Here is a 21,422-nt window from a genome sequence, read left to right as displayed (position 1 = left end):
TTTTGGAAAATGCTATGCGTAGTAGGTTTCTACCGCATCAATAAAAGCATTCACATCATCTTTGCTTAACGCGTTGATTCCTGCCGCCGCCTCTCGCCCCCCACCTGTCGGGAACTGACCACACACGGCCACGGCACCTTGTTTATTGTTTAACGGGGCACGGAGTGAAACCGTATAAGTACCATCTGGATTTTCAGTAAGTACCGCATGCGCAGAGTCAGGGGCTTGGTTTGCTAGCCAGTTGCCATAAACACCACTGATTCGGCGTGATGCCGCCGTGTTTGGTAACTCAAACAACTTCAGCTTACCGCTCTCATGCATGGCAGGCACTGCGAGAGCCGCCTCCATGTCTTGTTGGTAAGCCGATTGCAATTGGTAGTATGGCGAGGCCGTATCTTCAATAGCTTCAAATGGTGACATGTACTTCAGCAAAGCTCGGTACAGCTCCGCAGGATGAAAGTGTAAATCTTCGACTTTCGAGCCGTAGCCGTTGTAGTTAATTAAAGTACCCAGCTCTTTTAGCTGCTCTTTCTGTTGCTGCGACAAGCCCGCGTTATTCGCTAACTCATCGGCTTTAGCAATCATGTTATCGCCATAAGCCGCCGTAATCGCCCAGTCATGAAAACGCCCATCAAGCAACTTATCGACAATCAACGCCGTGCACATGTTGGCATCGAGATCGATGTGCGCATCCAAATTACCATGCTGAGGAATGTCACCCGCTTTGTGATGGTCGGCGTAAAAGACGTGAGCGCCTTGAGCCAAAGCTTGCTCTAGACCTGCCATGTTCTTTTCCATCGAAATGTCTAACACAGTCAGCTCATCACCCGCTTGCACGTCTACTTTTTCCACCAGCTTGATGTCGCGCTTTACACCAGTTATTAACTGGGCATCGACAGGATCAGCCAAACGTAATTGCAGAAGAGCAATGATGCCATCAGCATCACCATTAAAAATGTCGTAATTCATGGGGCGATAGTTCCTTTATCGAGAATCTTATCCCTGCAAGGGTTTTTAGCGTATGGGACTATTGTGCGTGGCATATTTGACAAGTCAACTCGAGCCACGACTCGAAAATGAGAGTGACTCTCGAAATATTAAGCAGTTTGACGTTTAACTGTGTAGATTGCTAACCGCATCTTCTAATAACAGTAGCTGCTCTAAGCCCTGTTCAGTTGCTAATGGCTTAACGACATTAAGCATCTGCAACATCCCTTGCTTCACCATTTGCTCGGTAATGTTGGTTTTTGAAGCCATCGCGGATTGATACGCCAACCAACTACACGCAATCAAGTGCAATGTACATACCAATGACTTCAACTGTTGTTGATCGACATTCAACAGCTTCATCGTTACGAACTCTTGCATAATAGCAATGAGGTTCGCTTGCAGCTTCTCTTGCACATCGATGTACTGTTCGTGTAGCTGTTCATCTCGTGACAAGATTTCTGGTAAGTTTGCGTAGAAAAAGCGGTATTTCCACATCAAGGTAAAAATAGAGTCTAGGTAGCTCTTCAGCATTGTCAGGCTCTCTTGCGAACCTTGAATAGGGGTAAATCTTTCTAAAAGTTCTGCTGAATAAAGCGCAAAGATCTCACGAACGATTTCTTGCTTATTGCGGAAGTGGTAATACAGATTACCAGGGCTAATTTCGATGTGATCGGCAATGTGATTGGTGGTGATGTTGCGCTCACCATGTTGGTTGAACAACTCCAGTGCCGCGTAGACGATTTTGTCGCGCGTTTTCATTGTTATCGTGTTCCCTCTTCATTAACGAATCGAGTATAGCGACTTCACCAACCTAGGTCGATAGAGGCTCCAAATACGGTAACATAACAGACCAGTTAAGATGCCAGTTGAGTTGGCGACAAGGTCTAACCAAGAAGTTTGTCGCCCTACATACCCTTGCAACCACTCAATAACGGCGCTGAATAGCAAAATACTAATCGCCACCGCCCAACGTTGACGCCAACGCCACACACAAAAACAACCTAAAAACGCAAAGCCGCTGTACGCCATAGCGTGCTGCATTTTGTCGAGATACGCGATATTGCCCCAGTCTTGCAGTTCACCTGAACTCAGAGATAAAAAAGCGATCAATATGGCGTAGCTAAAGATAACGAAACGTGCAGCCGTCAGGTTCATTGGACGTCCTTATGCAATTGGAAATGGAAAGGCCATCACTTGATCAATGTGGTCACAGCCTAGCGCCAGCATGATCAAACGATCGATACCCAACGCGACCCCTGCACAATCTGGCAACCCTGCTTCCAGTGCAGAGATCAGATGATAATCGATCGGCTGTGGTTTTAAACCCATTTCGATACGCTTTGCGTTATCTTGTTCAAAGCGCGCTAATTGCTCTTTCGGGTTATCCAGTTCATGAAATCCGTTCGCCAGCTCTATCCCCTTAAAGTACACTTCAAAACGATCCGCGACGCGATGATCTTGAGGATTGATTTTCGCAAGCGCCGCCTGTGATGCAGGGAAATCGAACACAAAAGCCGGCACGTCCTGACCAATTTTGTTTTCTACTCCCACGCTAAATAGTAGTTGCAGCAGCGTATCGCGATCTTCTTCTGGCTCAGCAATGTCACTCAAACCCAGCTTGCTTGCCGCCGCTTTCAGCTCAGTCATCGAGCCTTCCAGTGGACACATACCCAACACATCAATGAAGGCTTGCTGATACGTCATGCGCTGCGCTGCGCCACACTTCAATACCAGCTGCAACAGGTCATCCATTTCATCCATCAATTTATGATGGTCAAAGCCAACGCGATACCACTCCAACATCGTGAATTCAGGGTTGTGGTAGCGACCATTCTCTTCATTACGAAATGCTTTGTTGATTTGATAAATACAACCGCTGCCCGCAGCCAAAAGGCGCTTCATATGGAACTCTGGGCTGGTCATAAAAAACAGCTTACTACCATCGGCATAGCCTGGGCCAACAAACTCGGTTTGGAAAGTATGCAAATGAATGTCAGTCACGGTTGCGTGACTCATGGCTGGCGTATCGACTTCCATCACCTGTCGGTCAGCGAAGAATTGTCGAATCGACGCGATTAACGTCGCACGTTGACGAAGTTGGTCAATGGAAGCAGTAGGTTGCCAGTTGGTTTGCATAACAAGTCTCTCAAACTTTAATTCAGCGAGGAAAGTCTCATTCTACATGCTTTTTACTCTTCAAGAAGAGAGGAATATCCCTTCTTCTTTTTACTAATGTGCTCGCAAATTTGAGGCAAGCATTACTCGTGCCGCAGAACAAAAAACACTCAGTTAAAATCCTATTATCCATGCGGTTAATGTCGCGCAACACAGGTTTAACATCCTTAATGTTAATGCTTGAGGGCCAAAACCTCGATGCCGTGATAGCAGTCACATAACCTATAAATTCTATGCCCTTAAGTGCATTACCGAAGCAAAAACCCAATTACATCAATTTTTCTGCCATGTGGCTCATCTACACTAACCCTACTACTTTTGGGGAGTTCTTTTTAAAGAGCGCCTCGTAATGACAATAACAAGCGGATTTCCGCAATCACACACTGGAGGATAACTGTGCAAATTATCACCACAGATATCGCAGTCATCGGCGCAGGCGGCGCTGGTCTTCGTACTGCTATTGCAGCGGCTGAAGCAAACCCAGACTTAGAAGTCGCTCTGATTTCTAAAGTTTATCCAATGCGCTCCCACACGGTCGCTGCAGAGGGTGGCTCAGCAGCAGTTATCAAGGATGAAGATAGCTTAGACAACCACTTCAACGACACTGTTGGCGGTGGTGACTGGCTATGTGAACAGGATGTTGTTGAATACTTTGTAGAGAACGCGACTCGCGAAATGATCCAAATGGAGCAATGGGGTTGCCCATGGAGTCGTAAAGAGAACGGTGAAGTCAACGTACGCCGCTTTGGTGGTATGAAGGTTGAACGTACTTGGTTCGCTGCAGACAAAACTGGCTTCCACATGCTTCATACGCTATTCCAGACATCAATGAAGTACAGCAACATCAAACGTTTTGATGAGTACTTTGTGGTGGATCTGCTTGTTGATGAAGGCGAAGTTCAAGGTCTGATTGCTATTCACATGTCTGAAGGCGAGCTTGTTACTATCAAAGCAAAATCTGTTGTTCTAGCAACAGGTGGCGCGGGCCGTGTTTACCACTGTAACACCAACGGCGGTATCGTAACGGGCGATGGTATGGCAATGGCTTACCGTCACGGCGTTCCTCTACGTGATATGGAATTCGTTCAATACCACCCAACCGGTCTTCCTGGTACAGGTATCCTGATGACGGAAGGTTGTCGTGGTGAAGGCGGTATCATCGTTAACAAGAATGGCTACCGTTACCTACAAGATTACGGTATGGGCCCTGAAACTCCAGTTGGCCAACCGAAGAACAAATACATGGAACTGGGTCCTCGTGACAAAGTTTCTCAAGCTTTCTGGCACGAACAACAGAAAGGCAACACCATCAAACACCCACTGGGTGACGTGGTGCACCTAGACCTTCGCCACCTTGGTGAAGAGTACCTACAAGAACGTCTACCGTTCATCTGTGAGCTAGCAAAAGCTTATGTAAACGTGGACCCTGCAAAAGAGCCAATTCCAATTCGTCCAACCGTTCACTACACCATGGGTGGTATTGAAACGGACGGCGGTTGTGAAACTCGCATTAAAGGCCTATTCGCGGTAGGTGAATGTGCATCTGTTGGTCTTCACGGTGCAAACCGTCTAGGTTCTAACTCACTGGCTGAGTTCGTGGTATTTGGCCGCGTAGCGGGTGAAAATGCAGTGAAACGCGCTGCAGAATTCAAAGGTTGGAACGACGCGGCAATTGACACGCAAGTCAAAGCCGTTGAAGAGCGCATCGCGAAACTGATGAACCAAGAAGGCGACGAAAACTGGGCAGAAATACGCACAGAAATGGGCCACACCATGGAAGCGGGCTGTGGTATCTACCGCCAAGAAGATTTGATGCAAGCGACTATCGACAAAATCACTGAGTTGAAAGAACGCTACAAACGCATCAGCATCAAAGACAAAGGTAAAGTGTTCAACACAGACCTTCTATACGCAATCGAAGTGGGTTACGGCCTAGAAGTCGCAGAAGCGATGGTTCACTCTGCGATTCTACGTAAAGAATCTCGCGGTGCGCACCAACGTCTAGACGACGGTTGTACAGAACGTGATGACGTGAACTTCCTAAAACACTCACTTGCTTTCTACAAGCCAGAGTCAGCACCAAGTATCGATTACAGCAATGTGACCATCACTAAGTCACAACCAAAAGCTCGTCTATACGGTGAAGCAGCAGAAAAAGCCGCGGCTGAAGAGAAGAACGCAGAGGAGCAAGCATAATGTCAGCAAATCGCATTCAAAAAGTAGACATCCTGCGTTACGACCCAGAAAAAGATGCAGAACCATACAAGCAAACATTCGAAGTCCCATTCGATGAAACCATGTCTGTACTTGACGCACTTGGTTACATCAAAGACCACCTAGACAAAGATCTGTCTTACCGTTGGTCTTGCCGTATGGCGATCTGTGGTTCTTGCGGCATCATGGTGAACAACGTACCGAAACTTGCTTGTAAGAGCTTCCTACGTGACTACCCAGACGGCGTGACTATCGAGCCTCTAGCGAACTTCCCAATCGAGAAAGACTTGATTGTTGATATGACGCCATTCATCGAGCGCCTAGAAGCAATCAAACCATACATCATTGGTAACGATCGTAAACCAGAAGACGGTACGAACTTGCAAACGCCAGAACAGATGGCGAAATACAAGCAGTTCGCTGGCTGTATCAACTGTGGTCTGTGCTATGCCGCATGTCCTCAGTTTGGTCTTAACCCAGAGTTCATCGGTCCTGCTGCACTAACGCTAGCCCACCGCTACAACCTAGACAGCCGTGACAACGGTAAAGATGAGCGCATGAAGCTTATCAACGGTGAAAACGGTGCTTGGGGTTGTACGTTTGTTGGTTACTGTTCTGAAGTTTGTCCGAAAAACGTTGACCCAGCAGCGGCAGTAAACCAAGGCAAAGTGGAGTCTTCTATGGACTTCGTGATTGCTATGTTGAAACCTGATGGTTCACCAAAGAAAGTGGAGGCATAAGGATGAGCAATCGTAAACCTTACGTTCGTGAAGTAAAACGCACTTGGTGGAAGAACCATCCTTTCTACCGCTTCTACATGCTACGCGAAGCTACGGTGCTTCCGTTAATCCTATTCACTCTGTTCCTAACTTTCGGTTTAGGTTGCTTGGTGAAAGGTCCTGAAGCATGGCAAGGTTGGTTGGCATTCATGGCGAACCCAATCGTAGTCGCAATCAACATCGTTGCACTACTCGGTAGCCTATTCCACGCTCAAACTTTCTTCAGCATGATGCCACAAGTAATGCCAATTCGTTTGAAAGGCAAACCAGTGGACAAGAAGATCATCGTATTGACTCAGTGGGCCGCTGTTGCGTTTATCTCACTGATCGTTCTCATCGTGGTGTAAGGAGCTGAGCAATGAAACCGAATTATAGTGTAAACACATCACCAAAACGTTCTGATGAGCCAATCTGGTGGGGTCTGTTTGGCGCAGGTGGTACTTGGTTCGCGATGATCACGCCAATCACGGTATTGGTGCTGGGCATCTTGGTCCCACTAGGCGTGATTGATGCAGAAGCGATGAGCTACGAGCGTGTCTCCGCATTCGCAACCAGCATCATCGGTGCGCTATTCATCATTGGCACGCTAGCATTGCCAATGTGGCATGCAATGCACCGTGTACACCACGGCATGCACGACCTTAAGTTCCACACTGGTGTGATTGGTAAAATTGCATGCTATGCATTTGCAGGCCTCATCACTGCACTAGCAGTTATCTTTATCTTCATGATTTAAGAGACTGACCAAAAAAGAAAAAGCTGGCTAAATGCCAGCTTTTTTATTGCTTTGGGTTACCTATGATCTTTTTGCTTTTTAAGCTTTTGACCACCCATGATCTTATTGCTGTGTGACCTTCTTTGTCTGGTCCATAAGACCCAGAGCACCAAAGCCAGTAATCACATCTAGGTTTGTTTTCAAGCCCGTTTCGTCACTTCCACCAATGTAATTTTGTGGCATCTGAACTTGGAAGTTTTGCAAATTGTTGTACAGCGAGTTCGCTACGTCTCGATTCAATTCTGCCAAGTAAACTTCACGGTTTGCTCCTAACGCCGCATACTTACCTTTAAGGACTTCAGATTCTGCGCGACCTTTCGCTAATATCGCTTTCGCTTCAAACTCAGCAGAAAGTGCGTTCGCTTTTTGAATCGCTAAGTTAGCCTCTGCGATAGCTAGCTCTTTCTCCTTCTCGACTTCAGCAAGTCGTTTGGTTTTTTCCACTTCAACGATTTCACGCTCTGCAATCTGACGTGCAACTTCCACTTCTTTTTGCTGAGCAATAATTGCGAGTTCTTTACCACGCTGAGCGTCTTGCACCTCACGTGTTCGTTGAATCTCTTTGCGTAACTGCTCGGTCTCTGCCTGTGCTTTCGACGTTTCTTGTTCCTGAATCGCGCGAATACGATCCGCCACTAAACGCTTTTTATCTGCCAATAGCTGATCTAATTGCTTTTCTGGCTGCGGGTCACCAATGGTCACCTGCGTCACTTGAATACCGTATTGTTGTAACGGATTGTCTTGACGAATCGGTTGCCCGGTTTTGTCTACGACAGGTACGGTTTTCCAAACCAGTTGATTGGTGCGCTGTAATTGGTTCGGATTAGCTTGATTCGCCCCAACAGGCGCAAGATCCAACTCTTCCACTTCAACCTGACGTCGCTCTGTTAGATAAATCCCCTCTCGTAACTGATCGCCAAGTTTCGATTTGAACTGGTTCAAACCACCTTGGAAAAACTCTTCACCCGTGTATTGGGTTGCGGTAATCACCGTTACGTTACGTGCGTTCTTTACAAGCAGCGCATCGATCAAGTTACTGTTGTTGCGGAACTCTTTATGCATCTTCTTCACCGCTTCAGGGTCATTACTGAGCTTAAAGCGGAATGTTACGGGGATCTGACCAATATAGGTGTCGGCAAATCGAACCTGAATCGCATCAAGACGTTGATAAAAATCTTCGCCCTTGCTGTTACCGAATGACACGGTGATCACTTGGTCATACTTGGTGATTTTGGACAGAAATGGCATACGAAAATGAATGCCAGGTTCAGTAAACACATCCAACTCACCAGTAATATTATTCTGATGCACGTAGCTGTAACCCGCATCGGTCATCAGCACCGAGCTATTAATCGTTAAGCCTATTGCCAACAGCGGTACGCCAAATACGGCTGCTTTTAATCCTTTATGTAGTAACTGACGTCTTTCTTCCACCTTTAAACCCCTTCCTAAACCTCTGCTTTCCATTTTGTTCTCCTTTTTGGATTGTTACTGAGTTAAATCGATAAAAATCAGATTGCTATGCAACTCAGCAACAAGTACTAATGTATCAAAATGTTACATTAAGGAATAATCGACAGATTCATGGAATAAATAAGATTTTTACGAATAATACAAAATCATCAAAAATTTGCGGAGGATATCGATGTTTTACGCAGAGGGATTAAAAGAGAAGAATCACAGGCAATAAAAAAGGCCGCCGAAGCGACCTTTCTAACAATCATATAAAGTGCTTACTTCACACGACCTACGTATTCAGCAGTACGAGTATCTACGCGAATCACTTCACCAATTGAGATGAACAGAGGAACACGAACAACAGCGCCAGTTGATAGCGTCGCTGGTTTACCGCCAGTACCTTGAGTATCACCTTTCAGGCCTGGGTCTGTGTCTACAACTTCTAGCTCAACGAAGTTTGGTGGAGTAACAGTAATTGGGTTACCGTTCCAAAGAGTGATCATACAAGTGTTGTTTTCTACCAACCACTTAGCGTTTTCACCTACCGCTTTTGCATCCGCTGCGATCTGTTCAAACGTTTCACTGTTCATAAAGTGGTAGAATTCGCCGTCTGAATATAGATAATCTAGGTCGATATCCATTACGTCTGCCACTTCACAAGTGTCACCAGACTTGAATGTTTTCTCTAGCACTTTACCAGAAAGAAGTTTACGAATTTTAACACGGTTGAACGCTTGGCCTTTACCTGGTTTAACGTATTCGTTTTCCAGAATTACACAAGGCTCGTTATCAAGCATTAACTTAAGACCGCCTTTAAATTCATTGGTGCTAACTGTAGCCATTTTTTCCTCTTACATTCTTAGAGCTAAATTCAATGCCGCACATAATAACCCGAAAAGTCGAATCTGTTGAGCAAAACTGGCTCAAACAGTTGGCGAATGGGATCTCTGATCCTGCAAGATTGCTCGAAATACTGGAAATTGATCCTTCACCGTGGCAAGACGGGTTTGCCGCGCGCAAGCTGTTTGCACAGCGTGTACCGCAAAGTTTTGTCGATAGGATGGAGAAAGGCAACCCTAAAGACCCTCTTTTACGTCAGGTTTTACCACTGAGCGACGAATTTGAGGTGCATCCGGGTTACTCCAATGATCCATTGGAAGAGCAGGACAATGAAGTCCCTGGCATGCTACACAAGTATCGCAACCGCGCCCTGATGATTGTCAAAGGTGGCTGCGCGGTAAATTGCCGTTACTGCTTTCGTCGTCACTTCCCTTATCAAGAGAACAAAAGCGGGAAACAAGCATGGACCAAGTGCTTAGAGTACCTGGCACAACAACCAGAGTTGAACGAAGTCATCTTCTCAGGTGGTGATCCATTAATGGCAAAAGACGATGAACTTCATTGGCTTTTAGAGCACATTGCTCATATTCCTCACATTAAACGTCTGCGTATTCATAGCCGTTTACCTGTGGTGATTCCAGCTCGAGTCACTGATGAACTATGCCAACTGCTGCAAGCATCAAGGTTACAAATCATCCTCGTCACTCACATCAACCATGCCAACGAAATCAATGACGAATTTTCTGAACAGATGTTCAAGCTCAAAAGAGCGGGCGTTACGCTTCTAAACCAAGGCGTTCTGCTGAAAGGCGTGAATGATTCGGTAGAAGCTCAAGTGGCGTTAAGTGAGGCCTTATTTGACGCGGGCATCTTGCCTTATTACCTCCACGTTCTTGATAAGGTGCAAGGCGCAGCGCACTACTTTATTTCGGACGAAGAAGCGAAAGCTATTATGCGCGGACTCATCACGCGTGTATCGGGTTATCTGGTACCAAAACTCACACGAGAAATTGGTGGCAGGCCAAGTAAAACGCCGTTGGATTTGCATTTAGAATAAGCTCTGACGCTCAATTAAATTTGTCGTCTAGATTGATTATTTTTGTTCGCTTTGCACGGTAAGTCTATGCATACTCCGCACTTTTGGAGGTCAAGATGCATACAGCATTCGAACAAATTTTCGATCTTGGCCCATTCAGTTGGCCTGCCCTACTATGCTGCGCCATTAATGGGCTCATGATCGGTATAGAGCGCCAAACTCGTGGTAAACCGGTTGGCATTCGCACAGCAATATTAATTATTTCAGGCACCTACCTGTTTATGTCGATGGCAGTGTCGTTATCGCCAAATACACTTGATCAAGCACGAGTGCTTGGTCAGATCATTACTGGCGTCGGCTTCTTAGGCGCTGGCGTTATGATGACACTTGATGGAAAAATCCATGGCGTAACATCCGCGGCTGTAATATGGGTGCTAGCAGGTTTAGGTTTGATGATAGGTTTGGGTTATTTAACGCAGTCGGTGGTTATTACTCTCCTGACATTAACCGTGTTGTTAGGTGTGGATAAAGCAGAAAACCACATCAAAGCATTACGCCGCGGTGTTCATCAAAGAATTCAACAACGCAAAACTTCATCACGATTAATTAAATAGTTAACGCTCCGAGAAACTCGCTTCATCTCATCAGCAATTAAAGAGCCCTCGACGAACATCGAGGGCTTTCTGTATATAAAGATTCTGACTTTCTCAGGGATTACTTAGCAAAGTTGATGAGTGGGAAACACTTGAAGAAACCGTTATCCGCACAGTTCAAAAGACCAATTTGCACACCATCGATTTGATCGGTCATGTTGAAGAAACCAAACTGGAAATTAGACTTCTTAGAGATACTCGCTAAGCCCACATCCGCCATGGTGTAGCCTTCAGAATAGTTCACCGCGCTCCAGTTCAAGCCTTTTACGTTGTTCGTAATGTTAACAGCACCCAAGTTAACACCCGTCGTCTGACCTTGGTTCCAGTTAACTAAGCCTAAAGACGCGCCTTTCATTTCTTGATTTACTTTTGCTGCGCCAAAAAACAGACCGAAGTTCACACCTGTCGTACGATCCGTTTCTGACATACCAAGCAGTGAAAAGTCGACACCTTTAACCTCATTTACCTGCCCATGCAACACAGCTAAACGAACGCCACCTACTGAAGAATTAGAGGGTGCGTTTGTGTTATCGATAGTAGAGAACATCACAGGTGTACTGTCGGCAAAAGCAACAGGTGATGCGATAGCGGCTGCAACCGCCAATGACGTCATAAGCTTTTTCATTTTCATCTCCATGATGGGAAGCAACAATTTACAACATAGTGTAATGTTCAGATTTTGCTCTGTCCCCGTTCAAAAAGTGTTAGCAATAGGTCAGATTTAACCATCTGACTCAAAAGAAAAAATATTTCTCTTCGATTTTTTGCTTCTGAAATGGCGCTTTTTACGCTCAAAAATTTCATGATAAGCCACACCAGTACGTCATGTTTCTCAGGTGACACGCATAAAAAAGTCGAGGCATCTGCCTCGACTTTTAAGGGTTTGGTCGGTTATCTTTCCGCTATAAGGTTTCCCTAGAGCGATGAGATAAGCTGGCTTACATCATGCCGCCCATACCGCCCATGCCACCCATGCCGCCCATGTCAGGCATCGCTGGCGCGTCTTTTTGCGGTAGGTCAGTAACCATCGCTTCAGTTGTGATCATCAGACCTGCAACCGATGCTGCGAATTGTAGTGCAGAACGAGTAACTTTAGTTGGATCTAGGATACCCATTTCTAGCATGTCGCCGTATTCGCCTGTTGCCGCGTTGTAACCGTAGCTACCTTCACCCGCTTTCACGTTGTTCGCAACAACTGAGTCTTCCTCACCTGCGTTCTTCGTGATTTGACGGATTGGCGCTTCCATTGCACGTAGTGCAACGCGGATACCAACGTTTTGTTCTTCGTTGTCACCCGTTAGGTGAGCAATCTTAGATGCCGCGCGGATAAGTGCAACACCACCACCAGCAACAACACCTTCTTCAACCGCTGCGCGAGTTGCGGCTAGCGCATCTTCTACACGGTCTTTCTTCTCTTTCATTTCAACTTCAGTCGCAGCACCAACTTTGATTACTGCAACACCGCCAGCCAGTTTAGCAACACGCTCTTGTAGTTTCTCTTTGTCGTAGTCTGAAGTTGCGTCTTCGATTTGTTGACGAATCTGAGCAACACGGCCAGAGATCATCTCTTCTTCACCGATACCATCGATGATAGTCGTGTTTTCTTTCGTGATAGAAACACGCTTCGCTTGACCTAGATCTTCTAGTGCAACTTTTTCTAGCTCTAGACCGATCTCTTCAGAAATCACAGTACCGCCAGTTAGGATAGCGATGTCTTGTAGCATTGCTTTACGACGGTCACCGAAGCCAGGTGCTTTCACAGCTGCAACTTTTACGATGCCACGCATGTTGTTCACAACCAATGTTGCTAGCGCTTCGCCTTCTACATCTTCTGCAATGATAAGCAGTGGACGAGATGCTTTCGCGACAGCTTCTAGCGTTGGAAGAAGCTCACGAATGTTTGAGATCTTCTTGTCTACTAGAAGAATGAATGGGTTTTCTAGATCAACACTGCCTGATTCTTGGTTGTTGATGAAGTAAGGAGACAGGTAACCGCGGTCGAACTGCATACCTTCTACTACGTCTAACTCGTCTTGTAGCGCCTGACCTTCTTCAACCGTGATAACGCCATCACGACCCACACGCTCCATTGCTTCTGCAATGATATTACCTACGCTTGCGTCTGAGTTTGCAGAGATAGTACCAACCTGCGCGATCGCTTTTGTGTCGTTACATTCAACAGAAAGCTCTTTTAGTTGCTCAACTGCCGCGGCAACAGCTTTGTCGATACCACGCTTAAGATCCATTGGGTTCATGCCCGCTGCGACTGCTTTTAGACCTTCGTTAACGATAGATTGCGCTAGTACCGTTGCTGTTGTTGTACCGTCACCCGCTGCGTCGTTTGCTTTAGACGCAACTTCTTTAACCATTTGTGCGCCCATGTTCTGGAATTTATCTTCCAGCTCGATTTCACGCGCTACTGATACACCATCTTTAGTGATAGTTGGTGCACCAAAAGATTTGTCTAGAACGACATTACGTCCTTTAGGACCCAGTGTTACTTTTACTGCGTCAGCCAGAACGTTTACACCTTCCAGCATTTTAACTCGTGCGTCATTACCAAATTTAACGTCTTTAGCAGCCATCTTTGATTTCCTTTCTAAAATTCTTTGTGTGTAATTTCGTAATTGAATCTGAGCAAAAAATTACTCAATGATTGCTATTATTCAACGATCGCCATGATGTCGTTTTCAGACATGACAAGCACTTCTTTACCGTCGATTTTTTCAGTTTTTGTACCGTAACCTTCAGCGAAGATAACGGTATCACCGACTTTAACGTCTAGTGGCAGTACGGTGCCGTTTTCTAGGATGCGGCCTTTACCCACAGCTAGAACAACACCGCGAGTCGATTTTTCTGCAGCAGAACCAGTCAGAACGATGCCACCAGCAGACTTAGATTCAACTTCTTTACGTTCAACGATAACTCGGTCATGTAATGGACGAATGTTCATCGGTCGTCTCTCCTGAAAATTTCCATGTTTATTTGATAATTGTCCTTAGGGACTGTAGCCCCAGACACGTGATCCCTATATAAGGGGTCGAAGCAGCGATCCCAAGGGGGTGGCACAAAATTTTTGTGACTTAGTTAAAATAACGAACAACTAGGCAACGGTTTGCGTTAGAAATGCTCACTCGCTCGGCATCTCGCTTTCTTGTATCCTTGCAGTTTGCTCACCAGATAGTTGTCACACATGCAGGAAAATAACAAGCTGGAACCCCAAGCGACCGATAAGCATGGTTTGTTGACCGCACCCATTCCTGAAACGCTGCGGAAAATGACCGTACCCATGACCATGGGCATGATCGCAATTTTGATGTTTAACTTGGTGGACACGTTTTTTATCTCGTTGCTTGGCACTCAAGCGCTAGCAGCTATCAGCTATACCTTCCCTGTAACCTTTGCGGTTAACTGCATTACGATGGGGATTGGGATGGGACTATCGACCAATATTGGTCGCTTGCTTGGGCAAGGTCATGCACCACAAGCTGCTCGGTTCACCACCCACGGTTTGTTGTTAGCCGTGTTACTTGTGGCTATCGCGTCTTCTATTGGCTTTACCACCATTGCGCCATTGTTTCGTTTTCTTGGTGCGTCTGATGATCTCATCCCTCTTATTGAGCAATATATGCAGGTCTGGTATCTCACCATTCCTCTGCTAGTGATCCCAATGGCGGGCAACAGTGCTATCCGAGCTACTGGCGACACAAAAACACCAGCAAAAGTCATGATGTTGGCTGGTTTGATTAATGGCATGCTCGATCCATTGTTGATTTTCGGTTATGGCCCTTTTCCGGAACTTGGCATTCAAGGCGCAGCCATAGCAAGTGCCTTTAGCTGGTTAGGTGCTTTGTGTGGCTCATTCTATGTGCTAATTAAACGGGAAAAATTGCTTGCTCAACCCCAATGGGCTTTGCTGAAACAAGACTGGCAACAGACACTAAAAATTGGTACCCCTGCAGCGCTATCAAACGCGATGAATCCGTTGTCCGGTGCCATTCTGATGATGCTGTTATCCAACCACGGTACAGCGGCGGTTGCTGCTTACGGCGCAGCGCAGCGTATTGAGTCTATATTGATTTTAGTATTGATGTCGCTGACCTCTGCCCTCACACCGTTTATGGCACAAAATTTAGGAGCCAAACAACCGCAACGAGCCTTTTCCGGTTTATTTATTAGCATGCGTTTTGCAGTGGTATTCCAAGGGTTTATCTTCTTGATGATGGTGCCACTGAGCATTCCTCTGGCTGCGCTGTTTTCTCAGGAAGATGCGGTGAAAAACCTGCTTTGGCATTATTTACTGGTGGTGCCATTTAGTTATGGCTTCCAAGGCATCGTAATGATGTTAGTCAGTGGTTTGAATGCGATGCACAAGCCATTGCGTGCATTCCAGTGGAGCTTTATGCGGCTGTTCATTTTTACCTTGCCTTCGGCGTGGGTCGGGAGCCAAATCTACAGCATTGAAGGCTTGTTTATCGGTATCGCGGTTGGGAATACGTTGGGTGGGCTACTGGGCTACTTGTTTGCGCTGCGCGAGCGCAAATTAACGCTCATAGAGCAGAGCAGCGTGTCTTAACACTCGTCTATCACTAGTTTCTTTTTGTTGATTCTCAAATACAAAAAACCGCGGAAAGCCGCGGTTTTGTTTATCTATTTCAAGCTTACTTAGAACAGTTCTTCAGCAACTTTGTATAGATCGTTGCGTACTGGACGCTTCATGTTTTCGATTGCGTCGATGATATCGTGGTGAACAAGTTGCTCTTTCACGATACCTACACAACGACCACCATGACCTTCGATCAATAGGTGAACAGCGTAGTTACCCATACGAGATGCTAGTACGCGGTCAAATGCAGTTGGACGACCACCACGTTGGATGTGACCAAGTACTGTTGCACGAGTTTCACGACCTGTCGCGGCTTCGATGTCACGTGCTAGTTCATTAGCATCCATCATTAGCTCAGTAAGCGCGATGATCGCGTGTTTCTTACCTTTAGCGATACCATCTTGGATGTTGCTGATCAGCTTGTCTTTGTCTAGACCAGTTTCCGGAGTGATGATGTATTCACAACCGCCCGCAATTGCAGACATCAGAGTCAAATCACCACAGTGACGGCCCATGATTTCTACAATTGAAATGCGTTGGTGAGATGAAGAAGTATCACGTAGACGGTCGATTGCATCGATAACGGTGTTTAGTGCACTTAGGTAGCCCACAGTGTAATCCGTACCTGCGATATCGTTGTCGATTGTGCCCGGAAGACCGATACATGGGTAACCCATTTCAGTCAGTTTCTTCGCACCCATGTACGAACCATCACCACCGATTACCACTAGTGCATCGATACCATGTTTTTTCAGGTTCTCAATCGCTTTTTCACGAACTTCCACTTGTTTAAATTCAGGGAAACGTGCAGAACCTAGGAACGTACCACCTTTGTTGATCACATCTGAAACGCTAGAACGATCTAGCTTCTCGATGCGGCCTTCGTATAGGCCTAGGTAGCCGTCGTACACACCGAATACTTCCAATCCTTCGGATAGTGCTGTACGTACTACGCCGCGTATCGCAGCGTTCATACCAGGTGCGTCACCGCCACTTGTTAAAACACCGATCTTCTTAATCATGCTCACCCTCGATCTTTGGCAATCAATTATTTAATTTTCTTTTAGGCCCCTTGTTACCAAGCAACCTGCATAATCCAGAACTGTGCGTTATGTTACATTTCCTCTACAGGATTACCAATGAAAACGCACTTTTTTATGTAACTTTTCTACTTATGTAAGAGTATTACAGTTTCTCTATGAAACTTTGTTGATTCATATCAGGATCACGAATCTTAATAAGTATTGATGGAAAGATAGTCAATAAGTACCTGTTTGTCGTCGGGCACTGATGGATTTTTCAAGCCTACCAATCTTGCGCTTTCTGCTCTTTCTCTGGTCCGAAAACGACAGACAATGGATCTTGATGGATCAATACATCCGCATCAGGAAACAGAGCCAATAAATTATCTTCCACTTTATCAGCGATGTAATGCGCCTCAATTAATCGTAAGTTATCGTCTAGCTCTAAATGCAACTGTATAAAGCGCGTCGGTCCTGACATTCGCGTGCGTAACTGATGCACACCCAATACCCCTTTTACGCTCAAACAAGCTTGGTTAATTTGCTCAAGTTCTTCATCGGGCAACTTTCTATCAAGTAAGGTTTGAATCGCTTCGCTGACCATTTTGAAAGCGCTATAAAGAATGAAGACACCAATACCAATCGCAAACACAGCATCCGCTTGAGTCACTCCAAAATAACTGAGCCCCAGAGCCACCATGATCGCAGCATTCATATACAAGTCAGTCTGATAATGCAGAGAATCCGCCGCTATTGCTTGGCTCCCCGTCACGCGAACCACATGTTTTTGGAACATCACCAAGCCAAGTGTGACCACAATCGCAAACAGCGATACATACACACCTAACTCCGGTGCGTGTAAAGCATGTGGGCGGAAAAATCGGTCAATCCCGTTAAGAATCAAAAATACTGCCGAGCCCGAAATAAACATTGCTTGGGCTAGGGCCGCTAAGGACTCAGCTTTACCATGTCCAAACGTATGTTCGCGGTCTGCCGGTTGTAAGGCGTAACGAACCACCACAAGATTCACAACCGAAGCCGCGATATCTAACATGGAGTCAATCAATGACGCCAATAAGCTCACTGAGCCGGTTACCCACCACGTGATGACTTTTACTATCAGAAGAAGCGTCGCCACAATGGTTGCAGTCCAAGCGGCGGTCGTAACTAAACGTGCGTATTGCTGTTTCATAATCAAAGAGTTAACTAAAACCATACGTTGAGTATATTGAATGACCATGAAATAACCAGATCAAAAAGAGGCAACCAATGGCTGCCTCTTTATATAACATCAATTCATGACTTAATTATTGCGCGACTTTTCCATGCGCTTGTGCATTCTGTCGCCACACTCTTGCATACGTTCATTTTGTAGCTCAACAAATTTCGCTTTCTGCTCAGATGTTAATACGCTAAGCATTTGGTGCTTTCTTTCTAGCATTTGCACGCGACGTTCCGTTTGGCGCTCAACCATCTCTTTTGCTAACTCGGTAGCTTGAGCTTCATCAAAATTATCCGCCAGCAAAAGCGATTGCACTTTTGCGTGATGCGCTTGACGCTCAGCCATACGTGCTTCTTTGCCATCAGCGAATTTTGCTTTCATTTCTGCTTTGTTTGCTTCACGCATTTCTTTTAGCTGATCTTTTTGTGCATCAGTCAGGTCTAGTTGACGCATGACACCTCGGTCCATACCCATGCCGCATTCGTCACGAGGACCTTTATGATGGTTTTTACCACCGTAAGCGAATGCGCTTGCGGCGCCAAGAGTAAGAGGTAGAACAACAGCAGCTAACACAAGTTTTTTTGCAGACTTCATAATACGATTCCTTACACAGGTGAGTGGTTCTTCTGAGCTGTTCTCACAGCGCTTGAGTATAGAATACGACCCGCTAGGTAAAGCGACGTATAGGGAGCGTAAAGAATCGTAAAGAGTGATTTTTCTCCTCTTCGTTGCGCATCATTCCAATGTAATATTAGGCTATCGGTAACTTACTATAGGTGCCCCCATGGCAAACATTCTTTTAATCGATGACGATATCGAGCTAACCAGCTTATTAAAAGAAGTACTCAGTTTCGAAGGGTTTGACGTCAGCGAAGCAAATGACGGTGAAGCCGGCTTAGCCGCGATCAATGATAAGATTGATTTGATTTTGTTGGATGTCATGATGCCAAAACTCAATGGCATGGAAACGCTGAAACGCTTACGTGAAAATTGGGAAACTCCCGTCTTGATGCTGACCGCTAAAGGGGAAGAAATTGATCGCGTGATCGGCTTGGAACTGGGCGCGGATGATTATTTACCAAAACCTTTTAGTGACCGAGAGCTGTTGGCGCGTATCCGTGCGATTTTACGCCGCACTAGCAGCACACAAAAAAATACCAAAAACAGCGATTGCATTGAGTATCAAGAAATCCGCCTCTATCCCGGTAAGCAAGAAGCGTATTGTGAGCAACAGCTACTCGACCTCACGGCAACCGAGTTTGCGCTACTCACCCACTTCGTACAAAACCCAGGACAAGTGCTGACCAAAGAGACACTGAGCTTAGATGTGCTTGGTAAACGACTCGCTGCTTTTGATCGCGCTATCGATATGCATGTCTCGAACTTACGTAAAAAATTACCAGATCAAAGCAATGGCAAGCCGCGAATTAAAACCCTGCGCGGTCGTGGCTACATGCTGCTGGAGGAGGATTAATGCGCCTATCACGCATCAAACTGCCAAACATCAATAGCCTGTATGGACGCATCTTTGCCATTTTTTGGTTCACCATGTTATTAGTATTGATAGCCGTGCTATCACTGCCACATTTGGACCCACGCAAAGCTCGCGATATTCCAGAAGAACACTACAAACGTATGGTAGAAACGCGTGACTCAATCCAACAAAAATACAGCCAGCAAACTGATTTAGGCCGCATACTTTTTCGTATCGAGGGCAACCGCCACGGCAAGCACGACCCTCGCCCGAGGGTGTTTTTTTCTGACTACAGCGGCAATGTTCTTACGACAGAAAAACGCAGCAATTTTCAATTGCGTGCCATGCAAAACTTTGTCACCAGTATCGAAGATTACAATAATCCAAAGCAGAAGCTGTATGGTCGATACATGATTGCGGGCCCAATTCCTATCACTTTGGCAGGTTCCGATATCTTGATGTACGTGGGCTTCAAATGGAATGAGCCACCACCTCTACTCCTGCGTCTGTTTGATCACCCATTCCAGCTCTTGCTTGCGGTCATGCTGGTTAGTACACCATTGCTGTTATGGCTTGCTTGGGCTTTGAGTCAACCAGCACGTCGTCTTGAAGCCGCTGCTCAACGTGTGGCGAAAGGTGAATTTGTCACAGACCCAAATTTAGAAAAAGGCACGGCGGAGTTTCGTCAAGCAGGTAGCAGCTTCAACCAGATGGTTGAAGCGGTTAATCAAATGATTTCAGGACAACAACGTTTGCTATCCGATATCTCTCACGAGCTGCGCTCACCTTTAACTCGTCTGCGCATGGCAAGCGCATTAGCGACGCGTAAACAAGGCGAAAGCCCAGAACTGACTCGTATCGATACCGAAGCGCAGCGCTTGGAACAGATGATCAGCGAACTATTAGAGCTTTCTCGCATGCAGGCGAACAGTCATATGACTCGCGAAACACAGCCACTAGAAAGTTTATGGGAAGAAATCATTAAAGATGCGCAGTTTGAAGCAGAGCAAATGGGCAAACAGCTACACTATTCAGAATTACCTAAGCGCAATATTTCCGGTAACCCTAAACTGCTGATGAGTGCGGTGGAAAATATCGTTCGTAACGCCATTTACTACGGAAAAGATGAGGTACAAATCGACATCAAAGCCGATGACGATACGCTTCGTATCACGGTTGACGATAATGGAGAAGGTGTACCAGAAGAGGAACTGGCCGCGATTTTTCGCCCGTTCTATCGCGTTTCAACGGCACGCGATCGCCACTCTGGCGGCACAGGTCTCGGCCTAACCATTACCGAAAGTGCCATTCGCCAGCACAGTGGCACGATCGCAGCCAGCCGAAGTCCTTTAGGCGGATTGCGCATGAGTATCACCTTACCGATCAATGGTTAGTCTCAATTTGATGAACTAACAATAATTCGCACCATATTTCTAGAGTGAGTGATTCACAGCCCCACCCTCACTTTAGAAATTGGTGAGGTCTTCTTAGAATACCCTTACAAAGATCAAAGTTGATAATAATTATCGTTAGCATTAAAGTGAATTTTCCAATTAAGGAGGATTTACTATGTCACATACATTTCCCGCTCTGCCTTACCCGTACGATTCGCTAGAGCCGTACATCGACGCGAAAACCATGGAAGTGCATTACAGCAAACACCACAAGACGTACTTTGATAAGTTTGTAAATGCCGTTGAAGGGAGCGAGCTCGAAACTCAGTCATTAGACGAGATCTTTGACAATATCTCTAAGCTCAGTCCAGCAGTACGTAATAATGGTGGCGGCTATTACAACCACATCATTTATTGGAATTGCATGTCACCAAACGGTGGCGGAGAGCCTCAAGGCGCGCTTGCTCAAGCAATTAACGATAAATTTGGTAGCTTTGCGCAATTTAAAGAGGCGTTTGCCCAAGCAGCCATCAATACCTTTGGGTCTGGCTTTGCATGGCTGATCGTAAAAGATGGTGAGATTCACATTACGTCCACCAGTAATCAAGACAACCCTCTGATGGACGTAGTGGATGTGCGCGGTGAACCAATCCTCGCATTAGACGTATGGGAGCACGCGTATTACATCAGTTACCAAAACCGTCGCCCAGAATATATTGATGCATGGTGGAACGTCGTCAACTGGCGAGCAGTTGAAGAAAATTATGCTCACGCTCTCTTATAA

General features: G+C 46.0%; 22 protein-coding genes. 10 read left to right on the top strand and 12 right to left on the bottom strand.

From position 1 onward, the window contains the following. Positions 1–12: 12 nt before the first annotated feature. The 4 genes from R7Q48_RS21340 to epmA all read right to left on the bottom strand — a co-directional run bounded on the left by R7Q48_RS21340 (position 13) and on the right by epmA (position 3,126). Entirely contained in the window at positions 13–969 is a 957-nt protein-coding gene (locus R7Q48_RS21340) for a DHH family phosphoesterase (RefSeq protein ID WP_256903333.1), read from the bottom strand. Positions 970–1,113: 144 nt separating this feature from the next. Further along, positions 1,114–1,749, bottom strand: a complete 636-nt coding sequence (locus tag R7Q48_RS21335; RefSeq protein ID WP_005381480.1) for a TetR/AcrR family transcriptional regulator — start codon at positions 1,747–1,749, stop codon at positions 1,114–1,116. A 21-nt stretch (positions 1,750–1,770) separates the two neighbouring features. Then, positions 1,771–2,145, bottom strand: a complete 375-nt coding sequence (locus R7Q48_RS21330) for a VanZ family protein (protein WP_017635567.1) — start codon at positions 2,143–2,145, stop codon at positions 1,771–1,773. Between the two features lie 9 nt (positions 2,146–2,154). Next, complete coding sequence (epmA, locus tag R7Q48_RS21325) at positions 2,155–3,126, bottom strand: elongation factor P--(R)-beta-lysine ligase (RefSeq protein ID WP_256903334.1); 972 nt, start codon at positions 3,124–3,126, stop codon at positions 2,155–2,157. A 435-nt stretch (positions 3,127–3,561) separates the two neighbouring features. Here epmA and frdA point away from each other — a divergent pair, with 435 nt between their 5' ends. The 4 genes from frdA to frdD are packed head-to-tail and all read left to right on the top strand — an operon-like array spanning position 3,562 to position 6,894. After that, a complete protein-coding gene (frdA, locus tag R7Q48_RS21320; RefSeq protein ID WP_054575300.1) occupies positions 3,562–5,361 on the top strand; it encodes a fumarate reductase (quinol) flavoprotein subunit in 1,800 nt (599 codons plus the stop codon). After that, positions 5,361–6,119, top strand: coding sequence for a succinate dehydrogenase/fumarate reductase iron-sulfur subunit (locus R7Q48_RS21315; protein ID WP_005381489.1), 759 nt, complete (start codon positions 5,361–5,363; stop codon positions 6,117–6,119). Before frdA ends, R7Q48_RS21315 begins: the two co-directional genes overlap by 1 nt. Before the next feature lie 2 nt (positions 6,120–6,121). Continuing rightward, entirely contained in the window at positions 6,122–6,505 is a 384-nt protein-coding gene (frdC, locus tag R7Q48_RS21310) for a fumarate reductase subunit FrdC (protein WP_005381491.1), read from the top strand. Positions 6,506–6,516: 11 nt separating this feature from the next. Then, positions 6,517–6,894, top strand: coding sequence for a fumarate reductase subunit FrdD (gene frdD / locus R7Q48_RS21305; protein ID WP_005381493.1), 378 nt, complete (start codon positions 6,517–6,519; stop codon positions 6,892–6,894). Between the two features lie 102 nt (positions 6,895–6,996). Here frdD and R7Q48_RS21300 read toward each other — a convergent pair whose 3' ends face one another. Beyond that, a complete protein-coding gene (locus R7Q48_RS21300) occupies positions 6,997–8,400 on the bottom strand; it encodes an SPFH domain-containing protein (RefSeq protein ID WP_005381498.1) in 1,404 nt (467 codons plus the stop codon). A gap of 266 nt (positions 8,401–8,666) precedes the next feature. After that, complete coding sequence (gene efp, locus R7Q48_RS21295) at positions 8,667–9,233, bottom strand: elongation factor P (protein ID WP_005381500.1); 567 nt, start codon at positions 9,231–9,233, stop codon at positions 8,667–8,669. 32 nt (positions 9,234–9,265) lie between these two features. Between efp and epmB the strand changes: the two genes are divergently transcribed. Both epmB and R7Q48_RS21285 read left to right on the top strand, forming a co-directional pair. Then, complete coding sequence (gene epmB, locus R7Q48_RS21290; protein WP_064368830.1) at positions 9,266–10,288, top strand: EF-P beta-lysylation protein EpmB; 1,023 nt, start codon at positions 9,266–9,268, stop codon at positions 10,286–10,288. 95 nt (positions 10,289–10,383) lie between these two features. Further along, a complete protein-coding gene (locus R7Q48_RS21285; protein WP_005381504.1) occupies positions 10,384–10,881 on the top strand; it encodes an MgtC/SapB family protein in 498 nt (165 codons plus the stop codon). A gap of 100 nt (positions 10,882–10,981) precedes the next feature. Here R7Q48_RS21285 and R7Q48_RS21280 read toward each other — a convergent pair whose 3' ends face one another. From R7Q48_RS21280 to R7Q48_RS21270, 3 genes are all read right to left on the bottom strand, one after another. Then, positions 10,982–11,545, bottom strand: coding sequence for a VC2662 family protein (locus tag R7Q48_RS21280; RefSeq protein WP_005381507.1), 564 nt, complete (start codon positions 11,543–11,545; stop codon positions 10,982–10,984). A gap of 313 nt (positions 11,546–11,858) precedes the next feature. Then, positions 11,859–13,505: a chaperonin GroEL gene (gene groL, locus R7Q48_RS21275; protein ID WP_005381509.1), complete on the bottom strand. Its 1,647-nt coding sequence runs from the start codon at positions 13,503–13,505 to the stop codon at positions 11,859–11,861. A gap of 77 nt (positions 13,506–13,582) precedes the next feature. Further along, the gene (locus R7Q48_RS21270) at positions 13,583–13,873 is read right to left on the bottom strand and encodes a co-chaperone GroES (protein ID WP_005381516.1); all 291 of its coding nucleotides are present in this window, start codon (positions 13,871–13,873) and stop codon (positions 13,583–13,585) included. Between the two features lie 240 nt (positions 13,874–14,113). Between R7Q48_RS21270 and R7Q48_RS21265 the strand changes: the two genes are divergently transcribed. Beyond that, complete coding sequence (locus R7Q48_RS21265) at positions 14,114–15,496, top strand: MATE family efflux transporter (RefSeq protein WP_017635565.1); 1,383 nt, start codon at positions 14,114–14,116, stop codon at positions 15,494–15,496. A gap of 89 nt (positions 15,497–15,585) precedes the next feature. Here the strand turns inward: R7Q48_RS21265 and pfkA are convergent, their stop codons facing one another. From pfkA to R7Q48_RS21250, 3 genes are all read right to left on the bottom strand, one after another. Then, positions 15,586–16,548, bottom strand: a complete 963-nt coding sequence (pfkA, locus tag R7Q48_RS21260) for a 6-phosphofructokinase (RefSeq protein WP_005381521.1) — start codon at positions 16,546–16,548, stop codon at positions 15,586–15,588. A 283-nt stretch (positions 16,549–16,831) separates the two neighbouring features. Beyond that, positions 16,832–17,740 (bottom strand): CDF family cation-efflux transporter FieF, encoded by a 909-nt coding sequence (gene fieF, locus R7Q48_RS21255; RefSeq protein WP_025768809.1) that lies wholly within the window; start codon positions 17,738–17,740, stop codon positions 16,832–16,834. 111 nt (positions 17,741–17,851) lie between these two features. Then, positions 17,852–18,364, bottom strand: coding sequence for a CpxP family protein (locus R7Q48_RS21250; RefSeq protein WP_213970968.1), 513 nt, complete (start codon positions 18,362–18,364; stop codon positions 17,852–17,854). 190 nt (positions 18,365–18,554) lie between these two features. Here R7Q48_RS21250 and R7Q48_RS21245 point away from each other — a divergent pair, with 190 nt between their 5' ends. The 3 genes from R7Q48_RS21245 to R7Q48_RS21235 all read left to right on the top strand — a co-directional run bounded on the left by R7Q48_RS21245 (position 18,555) and on the right by R7Q48_RS21235 (position 21,422). Continuing rightward, positions 18,555–19,244 carry a response regulator gene (locus R7Q48_RS21245; protein ID WP_005382384.1) on the top strand — a complete coding sequence of 230 codons (690 nt, stop codon included), beginning with the start codon at positions 18,555–18,557 and terminating at the stop codon, positions 19,242–19,244. Next, positions 19,244–20,638 carry an envelope stress sensor histidine kinase CpxA gene (gene cpxA / locus R7Q48_RS21240; RefSeq protein ID WP_167415500.1) on the top strand — a complete coding sequence of 465 codons (1,395 nt, stop codon included), beginning with the start codon at positions 19,244–19,246 and terminating at the stop codon, positions 20,636–20,638. Before R7Q48_RS21245 ends, cpxA begins: the two co-directional genes overlap by 1 nt. 175 nt (positions 20,639–20,813) lie before the next feature. Next, entirely contained in the window at positions 20,814–21,422 is a 609-nt protein-coding gene (locus tag R7Q48_RS21235) for a superoxide dismutase (protein ID WP_005382382.1), read from the top strand.

Source organism: Vibrio sp. 378, from assembly GCF_033339435.1.
The sequence above is the reverse complement of the archived record's forward strand: the minus strand, read 5'-3'. Positions and strand labels throughout refer to the sequence as shown.

Coding starts and splice junctions, on each gene's coding strand:
- frdC (WP_005381491.1), top strand. CDS start 6,122: ATGAGCAATCGTAAACCTTACGTTCGTGAAGTAAAACGCACTTGGTGG.
- R7Q48_RS21265 (WP_017635565.1), top strand. CDS start 14,114: ATGCAGGAAAATAACAAGCTGGAACCCCAAGCGACCGATAAGCATGGT.
- groL (WP_005381509.1), bottom strand. CDS start 13,505: ATGGCTGCTAAAGACGTTAAATTTGGTAATGACGCACGAGTTAAAATG.
- frdD (WP_005381493.1), top strand. CDS start 6,517: ATGAAACCGAATTATAGTGTAAACACATCACCAAAACGTTCTGATGAG.
- R7Q48_RS21300 (WP_005381498.1), bottom strand. CDS start 8,400: ATGGAAAGCAGAGGTTTAGGAAGGGGTTTAAAGGTGGAAGAAAGACGT.
- R7Q48_RS21330 (WP_017635567.1), bottom strand. CDS start 2,145: ATGAACCTGACGGCTGCACGTTTCGTTATCTTTAGCTACGCCATATTG.
- R7Q48_RS21270 (WP_005381516.1), bottom strand. CDS start 13,873: ATGAACATTCGTCCATTACATGACCGAGTTATCGTTGAACGTAAAGAA.
- R7Q48_RS21245 (WP_005382384.1), top strand. CDS start 18,555: ATGGCAAACATTCTTTTAATCGATGACGATATCGAGCTAACCAGCTTA.
- R7Q48_RS21250 (WP_213970968.1), bottom strand. CDS start 18,364: ATGAAGTCTGCAAAAAAACTTGTGTTAGCTGCTGTTGTTCTACCTCTT.
- R7Q48_RS21280 (WP_005381507.1), bottom strand. CDS start 11,545: ATGAAAAAGCTTATGACGTCATTGGCGGTTGCAGCCGCTATCGCATCA.
- R7Q48_RS21315 (WP_005381489.1), top strand. CDS start 5,361: ATGTCAGCAAATCGCATTCAAAAAGTAGACATCCTGCGTTACGACCCA.
- R7Q48_RS21340 (WP_256903333.1), bottom strand. CDS start 969: ATGAATTACGACATTTTTAATGGTGATGCTGATGGCATCATTGCTCTT.
- R7Q48_RS21335 (WP_005381480.1), bottom strand. CDS start 1,749: ATGAAAACGCGCGACAAAATCGTCTACGCGGCACTGGAGTTGTTCAAC.
- R7Q48_RS21285 (WP_005381504.1), top strand. CDS start 10,384: ATGCATACAGCATTCGAACAAATTTTCGATCTTGGCCCATTCAGTTGG.
- epmB (WP_064368830.1), top strand. CDS start 9,266: ATGCCGCACATAATAACCCGAAAAGTCGAATCTGTTGAGCAAAACTGG.
- R7Q48_RS21235 (WP_005382382.1), top strand. CDS start 20,814: ATGTCACATACATTTCCCGCTCTGCCTTACCCGTACGATTCGCTAGAG.
- epmA (WP_256903334.1), bottom strand. CDS start 3,126: ATGCAAACCAACTGGCAACCTACTGCTTCCATTGACCAACTTCGTCAA.
- pfkA (WP_005381521.1), bottom strand. CDS start 16,548: ATGATTAAGAAGATCGGTGTTTTAACAAGTGGCGGTGACGCACCTGGT.
- fieF (WP_025768809.1), bottom strand. CDS start 17,740: ATGAAACAGCAATACGCACGTTTAGTTACGACCGCCGCTTGGACTGCA.
- efp (WP_005381500.1), bottom strand. CDS start 9,233: ATGGCTACAGTTAGCACCAATGAATTTAAAGGCGGTCTTAAGTTAATG.
- cpxA (WP_167415500.1), top strand. CDS start 19,244: ATGCGCCTATCACGCATCAAACTGCCAAACATCAATAGCCTGTATGGA.